General features: G+C 49.5%; 4 protein-coding genes. All 4 read left to right on the top strand.

What is annotated here, in order from left to right:
• The first annotated feature begins 244 nt into the window (after positions 1 to 244).
• The gene (locus tag ACSV5M_RS21300; protein ID WP_439178864.1) at positions 245 to 1,543 is read left to right on the top strand and encodes a GDSL-type esterase/lipase family protein; all 1,299 of its coding nucleotides are present in this window, start codon (positions 245 to 247) and stop codon (positions 1,541 to 1,543) included.
• 31 nt (positions 1,544 to 1,574) lie between these two features.
• A complete protein-coding gene (locus tag ACSV5M_RS21295; protein WP_439178862.1) occupies positions 1,575 to 2,618 on the top strand; it encodes a sialate O-acetylesterase in 1,044 nt (347 codons plus the stop codon).
• The gene (locus ACSV5M_RS21290) at positions 2,593 to 3,549 is read left to right on the top strand and encodes a polysaccharide deacetylase family protein (RefSeq protein WP_439178861.1); all 957 of its coding nucleotides are present in this window, start codon (positions 2,593 to 2,595) and stop codon (positions 3,547 to 3,549) included. The genes ACSV5M_RS21295 and ACSV5M_RS21290 overlap by 26 nt, the downstream gene beginning before the upstream one ends.
• A 488-nt stretch (positions 3,550 to 4,037) precedes the next feature.
• The coding region (locus tag ACSV5M_RS21285) for a hypothetical protein (RefSeq protein WP_439178859.1) at positions 4,038 to 6,667 on the top strand (2,630 nt) is incomplete at its 3' end.

Below are 6,667 nucleotides of genomic sequence, written 5' to 3'. Positions count from 1 at the left end.
TTTGCCGGCATGGGCACCCTGGCCGCCGATCACAATATTGTTGGCCGGGTGTTTTTTAGCGGTAACGGCCGCGGCATCTTCTTCACGCATTAATACGCATGTGCTCGCCTGTGTTCATCCTGAGAGGGTGAGCACAGGTGAGGCTTTTTATGGCTGGTCATTTCAATATCCCGCTAAATGTATCAACCAAAAAGCATCACCGTTATTTATGCAGCCTCTTCATCAGAAAAAAAGCGAACAACGAATGAAATATAGTACACAGCTCAGTGGTATTTTTTTGCTCAGCAGCCTTGCAGTATCGATAGCGGCAAACGCAGCAGACTCCATTTCACTTTATAAAACCAAGCCCCTTAAAGACTCACACATTTATGTAGAAAGCGCAGGGCAGCAACAGAAATTCGATGGTGTATCCACGGTTACACCCACAGGTGATGTTCAGCTACAGACTAGCAGTAAAAAAAAGACGTCTGATGCGCTGACGTTTAACTGGAAGGATACCTGGTATTCCAGCATGACACTGGAAACAGGTGCGCCGTTAAACCTGGCGGCGATCATGCAAACAGGCGTGATGGCGCTGGATGTAAAAATTGATACGCTCGATAAAGGCGGCATTTCTTTTAAAATGAAATGCACATCCGACAATTGTAATCGCGTAGTACCGTTTACCATGGCAGCGCGAGCGCTACGCGACAAAGGTTGGAATAAAGTCTACGTACCATTAACGTGCTTCCTGCAAGACCAGGACGACTTCAGCGCAACCACCACCCCTTTCGCCCTGGACGTCGGTGGCGAGGGTGGCGTGTCTATCGCGAATATTGAACTACTCGCAAAGGCTCCCCCAAAAGCGGATTTGCTTGAATGCCCCGATTACAAAACGGCTTCGATCACACCGGATATGTTAAATGAATGGTGGTCCATCGATTGGTGGTTACCACGTCACGAACAAAAACGGCGAGAAGCAAAAGCAATTGCCGATAAAGGCGGAAAAATCGATCTATTGTTTATTGGCGATTCAATTACCCAAGGCTGGGAAAACGAAGGCGCGCCAGTCTGGGAAAAACATTACGCTGATCGCAACGCGTTCGCCATTGGATTCGGTGGTGATCGAACCGAAAACGTATTATGGCGCTTGCAGCATGGTGCGGTGGAGAATATGTCACCACAACTGGTGGTGATGATGATTGGCACCAACAATACCGGCCACCGTCACGAACAACCCGCCTATACCGCCGCAGGCATTAAAAAATTACTGACCGAACTGCACCAGCGCTTACCCGAATCAAAAGTGCTGTTGTTGGCTATTTTCCCGCGCGACGAGCAACCTGATGGTGGTTTGCGCCAGATCAATAATGGCGTAAATGAAATAATTAAACACTATGCAGACAACAAGCGCGTATTTTTTGCAGATATCAATGCGGTATTTTTAACGCAAGAAGGTGTCTTGCCAAAAGAAATTATGCCTGACTTGCTGCACCCCAATGAAAAAGGCTACAGCCTTTGGGCAGAGGCGCTTGAACCGCACCTGCAAAAACTATTGAAGTGAATTTACACCCTGCCCTTTTAGCGGAGTCAATATGTCTCGATTACTGATGATAATTTTTATTTTATTAAGCAAGTCAGTGGCCGCCGCGCCAGATCCGAATTTCCACATCTACCTGATGTTCGGGCAGTCCAACATGGAAGGTGCTGCCCCCATCGAGGCTCAGGACAGAGTCATTAATGAGCGTGTCATGGTGATGGCAAATCTGGACTGTACTAATCTGGATAGAACCTATGGCAACTGGTATGTTGCGTCTCCACCGTTAAATCGATGCTGGAGCGGCTTGGGGCCGGGTGATTATTTTGGCAAGACCATGGCCGACAACATGCCAAGCACAGTCACCATAGGGCTTGTGCCAGGCGCCATCTCCGGAACAGCGATTGAGCTTTATCAAAAATCAGCACCTATCGGGCGCAATGGACAAGATATCCCGCCACAATTTAATGGCGGTTACGCCTGGCTGTTGGATATGGCTAAAAAAGCGCAAGAGGCTGGAGTCATCAAAGGCATTATATTTCATCAGGGCGAAAGTGATACCTCAGATCCGTTATGGAAACACCAGGTTCATGAAATCGTGACTGATTTACGTCAAGACCTCGGCATAGGAGACGTCCCCTTTCTAGCGGGTGAGTTACTTTATGCTGATTATCAGTCCTGTTGCCATTGGCATAACACCGAAATCAATTTATTGCCGGGTTTAATCAACAATGCCTATGTTGTTTCTGCAATGGGCTTACCTGGACTTGATGCGGCTCACTTTACATCGGAATCCTATCGGGAGCTTGGCTTCCGCTACGCAACACTAATGCGAGAAAAGATCGACATATCCTCATCGAGTTCGAGCTCAATTTCAAGTTCGAGCTCAATTTCAAGCTCAACTTCAAGTTCAAGCTCAACTTCAAACCCAAGCTCAAGTTCAAATCCAAACTCGAGTTCGGCATCATCCGAAACGAACAACAGCTCAAGTTCGGGCGGTGGTGGCGGATCAATTCATAGCTCTCCATTGATAACATTATTGCTAATCGTTTTTTTATTTAGATCAGGAAGAAGAAATGCTAAATATAAATCCTGCGAATGAATCAAATTTTTCAATACTAACAAAACGACTTTATCGAGCAGGATTATGTGTTCTACTTCTGGCAAACCCACTTTGCCATGCTCGGGAGATCGCGCTGACATTCGACGATGCACCAACTCCTGACTCGGCCTTGATGACTGGCGATGAGAGAACAACCCGATTAATTGCTGCCTTGCAGCGTGCCAAGGTGCCGGATGCTTTATTCTTTGTTAAAGCCGATGGCATAAACAAAGATACGCAGAAACGCCTTGATCAGTACGCAGCGGCTGGTTTTCACATTGCCAATCACAGCTACAGCCATCAAGCGGCTAGCGCCCTCGGCCATAGTAATTATATGGCCGATGTAAAGCATGCTCACCTGCTACTAAAAAGCCAGAAAAACGTTTTGCCGTACCACCGTTTCCCCTATTTGGATTGCGGAAAGGATAAATCATCAATTTTGTCGATCCAGCAATCCCTGTCAGACATGGGATATAAAGACGGATACATAACAATCTCTAACTATGATTGGCACATCAGCACCCTGCTTTCCGGTGCAACCAAGGATAATAAAAGGATTAATTATGATAATGCCAGGAAATTTTATGTAGCAACCCTGTATGACGCTATCGAATTTTATGATGGCATTGCAAAAGAAACGCTCGGGCGGTCACCCAAGCACGTACTGTTGCTGCACGAGAACGATGCTGCGGCCTTGTTTGTTGGTGACCTGGTTTCTCATTTGCGCAGCAAAGGGTGGAAAATTATTTCGCCTCAAGAAGCTTATGAAGACCCTATCTCCCGCGATGTGAGTAATATTTCCTACCACCACCAAAACAGAGTATCTGCAATAGCCGGGCATTCAGGTGTCCCCGAAGATAAGTTGCACCATGTATCTGAAGATGTCTCCTATTTGAATAAAGCTTTTGTTGCTGCGGGCATAGCGTTTTGACTTCGCGGAAATGTGTTTTAACATCTTCTTGCACAAGAGCTTCCAGACTCCTCCGCTGAACTAATACAAATTTTAATTTTTATTGCTCTTAAAGAATTCTGTCACTCATTTTCCAATTATTGTTAATGGTTCAGGTGCTCAATGCGCTAACGTTAAACGGCCTGTATTCACTTCTAATAAAACGTCAGGCGTGTCGCCATGGGCGCTGGACCTTAGGGTACGCGTAAACAAGAGCTTTTGCAGAAAATAACGATAACCTGCATCTCTCCACCTCATGGTTACCAATCCCACCAAACCTTTTCGGGGGCCACATGCGGTTCATTATCAGACTTTCATTCTTCTTCGCCTTTTATGCATGCATATCATCGTCCTTTGCTCAAAGTCATTGCGGCAGTGGCGGTGGCGCTACAGTTTGTCTTTCTGCGAGCGGGTCGACCAATAGTATTGATCTCACCTGGACTGTTACAGGTACGGTCAGCAGAATCGAGGTGTACAGAGACACAGACAGCAACCCAACTGGAAGAGCAAGAATAGCAACACTACATAAAGCGGCTTTAGGTTATGTAGATACCTCGGCTGTTGCTGGAACCCAGTATTGGTACTGGATTAAATTTTCAGCCAGTGGTGCATGGCACAACTCTGCTGCAGCCACTGCAACACGTTCGGTCGTTGTGACTTGCCCAACCCCCAGCGTCATCCCCTATGTGCAACTGGGGGGGACCTGGAGCCAAACGGGAACCGCCACTGTTGCTTCTGGTGATTCGCTGATATTAGGGCCTCAGCCCATTGCTGATGGTAAATGGGTCGAAGGCACATGGACCTGGAGTGGATGCGGCACAAGTGGCAATTCACGGGAACAGTTTTTTACCCCATCCACGAGTTGCACAGCATCTGCTGTTTTCACCGATACCTGCGACCAAAAGGCCAGTTACAGTTTTAAAATTACCACAGCGGCCAAGTGGACCAACGTGAAATACGGTGGCGGTGGCTATGTTCCCGGTTTGGTATTTCATCCCACTACGCCGGATCTCCTTTATGCACGCACCGATATTGGCGGAGCTTATCGCTGGGATGCATCGGCAACTACCTGGGTGCCTTTGACCGACGGTTTCGATGTGAAGGAAGCCTCCCACCAAGGTGCTGAAAGTATTGCCCTGGATCCAACCGACGACAGACGCGTTTACATGACCACGGGCGTTACCGCGAACAGCCTGTCCAACCTTGGGCGCTTGTACATATCCACTGATCGTGGCGATAACTGGCAGTTTGTCGATCTGCCATTCCCGGTGGGTTCCAACAATAGAGGTCGTGCGATTGGTGAACGCCTGATGGTGGATCCTAACAATCCATCCATCCTGTTCTATGGTTCGCGTACCGCCGGTTTGTGGAGGAGTGGTGATCATGGTCAGAGCTGGCAGCAAGTGCAATCCTTATCAACGCTGAGAATGAGCCAGTCACAGATTAGCGACAATGAGGGCGGCACCCCAATCGGTGTGCAGCAAGTCATTTTTGACACGGCCACCACAGGAAGCGGCAGTGCAACGCAAACCATCTATACCGCTGTTGCGCCTGACTATGCCGCCCTGGCCGGCCTGAGCCACAGTGTGTTCAAGTCAACTAATGGCGGCGCCAGCTGGACGGGTGTGAATACACCGGTGCAGGGGTATCACGTTCCTCACTGGGTGCGAGCTGAAGATGGGATGATGTATGTCGCATTCACCAAAACTACCGGCCCAGGTGCAGATGGTCCGGCGGCTCTTTACAAATTTGATGGCATCAACTGGACCTTGCTCAAGAGTTATGAAAAAACCGAATGGACCAACTACGGCATAGGCGGTGTTTCAGTTTACGGCACGGGTTCATCCACCCGTATTGTCCTGGGCATCACCAACTCTTGGGGCGACTGGGAAGGTAAACCGACCGTACAAATTTCTGACAACGCAGGAGTCACCTGGCGCGAAATAGGCTCGTCTACGCCACGCATACCCTCTAACGAGGCTTTCACCGGTTGGCTGGATGACATTGAGATTAACCCGGGCAATCCTGAGCATATTTTCATAGTGCATAGTGGCGGTGTATGGGAAACCAAAAACGCCTCTGCGACCAAGCCAACCTGGAGTGAAAGAGTTGACGGCATCGAAGAGGTTGCCACTCTGGCACTTATGACACCGCCTCCTGGGGCTTCCTATAGCTTATTAAATAGCTCGGGAGACGTAGGCACGCTGGTTCATACCGATCTGGCGGTTAAGCCGACCCGCAATACAGGGACGAGCTTCAAGAATGGCCTGAGTACCGACATGGCATGGGAGACCCCTTCCTACATCGTAACTATAGGCAGTAAGCATTGGGGTGGCGCAAATCCAGGTGCCTTCTATTCAACCGACTCAGGCGTTACCTGGAATACCTTTGCCTCGCTTCATCCGCAAGGGCTGACTAATCAAGAGGATTTTTCCAGCTTGGCGGTGATGAAAGCCAATCATGCGATCTGGGCGCCCAGCAATTCAGTTCCTGCCTATACCACCAATAACGGTGGTAGTTGGCACTATACCGACCTGCCCGTTCTGCCGGAGGGCTGGGGGCGCAGCTATCGTTTGGCCGCCGATCGCAAAAACGCCAACAAGGTATATGCCTACGATTCGGGCGGCGGTTGGTGGGGGCCTGCACCCAAATTCTTCTACTCAACAGACGGTGGCCAAACTTTCACTGTCAGCAGTCAGTTCAGCAGCCTCAGTGCGCGCCCCGAGTTTTTTGGTACCGCCTCTATGGCGGTGAACCCGAACGCCGAAGGCCATATTTGGTTGGTTGATGGCCACAGTATTTACCGTTCATTCGACTCGGGTATTACCTGGACCAAACTGAACGCCGCCGCATCCCTCTGGGGTTCCAATTCACAAACGCCTGAGGTCTTTGGCGCAACCTCAATCGCGCTGGGTAAAGCACCGGCCGGCGCGGCTTATTCTGCGTGGGTGTATGTCGTTGGTGTGATTGATGGTGTGTGGGGCCTGCACCGTTCCGAGGATGGAGGCAACAGCTGGACGCGGATCAATGACGACAAACACCAGTTTGCCGGCATGGGCACCCTGGCCGCCGATCACAATATTGTTGGCCGGGTGTTTTT

This window comes from Cellvibrio sp. ARAG 10.3 (genome assembly GCF_051846955.1).
In the GTDB taxonomy this organism is placed as follows: Bacteria; Pseudomonadota; Gammaproteobacteria; order Pseudomonadales; family Cellvibrionaceae; genus Cellvibrio.
This window is presented reverse-complemented; position numbering and strand designations above follow the sequence as displayed.